Source organism: Streptomyces sp. UNOC14_S4, from assembly GCF_020740835.1.
Taxonomy (GTDB): Bacteria; Actinomycetota; Actinomycetes; order Streptomycetales; family Streptomycetaceae; genus Streptomyces.
In genome coordinates, this window is record NZ_JAINFC010000879.1 from 1 (window position 1) to 1,642 (window position 1,642).

Genomic DNA, 1,642 nt, shown 5'->3' on the forward strand with positions numbered 1-1,642 from the left:
TCTCCCGGCCGCCGTTCGCGCTCCTGCTGACACCCCCCACGCACTGTCCGCCCCGCCGAGGGGCCCCGAGGCATGCCGTGTCCGTGCGCGCGCGTCCGTACGCGACCGGGTCCGTCCTGCCCGGGAGTCCATCGTGCGCGTTCAGCTGACCTGGCCGTGCTCCGCCGCGGCCTGTCCCACCGTCACCTTCGTCCTGCCCGACGTCCCCGCCGACGCGCTCCGGCCCGTGCTGCGGCGGGTCCTGCTCCACGCGGAGCCCGTGCTCGGCGGCGTCGCCGACGCGGCGGGAGCGGGCCTTCTGGCGCGGCTGCTGCTGCCGCTGGCGGTCCGCGCGGTGTGCCGGGCCCTCGAAGGGCCCCTCGAAAGATCCCTCGAAAGGCCCGGCACCCTGCGGGAGGGCGTCAGCTGAGGGCGGTCGCCACCAGCTCGGCGGCCTTGGCGACCAGCGGGTCGTCGGTCTTCGCGTCCTGCTCGCGCTTGGTCGTCAGGACGGCCAGCACGATCGGTGCCCGGCCGGGGGGCCAGGCGATGCCCACGTCGTTGCGGGTGCCGTAGGACCCGGCGCCGGTCTTGTCCCCCACGGTCCAGTCGGCGGGCAGGCCCTTGCGGAGGAGGTCGGTGCCGGTGGTGTTGCCGCGCAGCCAGCCGGTCAGGCGCGCCCGGTCCCGGCGGTCGAGCACGTCGCCGAGGACGAGGCGCTCGTAGGTCCCCCCGATGGCGCGCGGGCTGGTGACGTCGGTCTCGCGCCACGGCTCCGCCGAGTTCAGCTCGGGCTCGCGCCGGTCGAGGCGGGTCGTGCGGTCCCCCACCGAACGGCAGAAGCGGGTGACGGTCTCCGGACCGTGGAGCTCGTCGAGCAGGAGGTTCGCCGCGCCGTTGTCGCTGAAGCGGATGGCGGCGTCGCACAGCTCCTCGACGGTCATGCCGTTCGCGACGTTCTCCTCCTCGCCGGTGATCCGGTCCCAGCCCGAGGCCTTGACGTACTCCGCGGTGTACCGGACGCGCTTCGCGAGGAACTCGCCGTTGTGGTCAAGGTCCCGCAGGACGGCCGCGACGGCGAGCGTCTTGAACACGGAGCACATGGGGAACCGCTCGTCCGCGCGGTACAGCACGGTCCTGCCGGTGCCCGTGTCGTGAGCGAACACCCCCAGCCGGGCGGAGTGCTCCTGTTCCAGTTCCCTCAGCCTGCCGGAGATCCCGCCCGGGCGGGGCGTCGCGGCGTGCGCCGCCCCGCCCGTGGACACGACGCCGGCCAGCGCCGTCCCGGCGCCGAGGGCCAGTACCGCGCGGCGGGTGGGGTGTGCTCCTGTGGTAACCAAGATCGCTTCCTCCTCTGTTCTGCGGACACGACACGGTGCACCACGCCGCCCCCGCGACATCTGGTTCCCCTTCAGCTCCAACTATCACTTTCGTCACAACCCGCCCCGGCTCCCCCGGCTGATCCTTGTCGGCTGCAAATGGTCTCGTCCGTTCCCGGGTTCGGGGGAACCATCGGATCCGGGTCCCGACACGGAGGTGTGTTGCGCCATGAAGCTCATGAAGCCCATGAAGCTCAGCGGAATCCGTACGGCAGTGGCGGCCGCGGCAGTGCTCCTCGCCATGGGCTCGGCCGCGGCGTGCAATCGCGGCAGTGACACGGGGG

2 protein-coding genes are annotated in these 1,642 nt (G+C 73.0%); one reads left to right on the forward strand and one right to left on the reverse strand.

The window, feature by feature from the left end; genetic code table 11:
• Positions 1-133: 133 nt before the first annotated feature.
• Positions 134-409, forward strand: a complete 276-nt coding sequence (locus K6I34_RS36680; RefSeq protein WP_229332345.1) for a hypothetical protein — start codon at positions 134-136, stop codon at positions 407-409.
• On the opposite strand, the gene bla is transcribed toward K6I34_RS36680, so the two are convergent.
• The gene (gene bla / locus K6I34_RS36685; protein WP_229332346.1) at positions 402-1,319 is read right to left on the reverse strand and encodes a class A beta-lactamase; all 918 of its coding nucleotides are present in this window, start codon (positions 1,317-1,319) and stop codon (positions 402-404) included. The genes K6I34_RS36680 and bla overlap by 8 nt on opposite strands.
• Positions 1,320-1,642 lie beyond the last annotated feature (323 nt).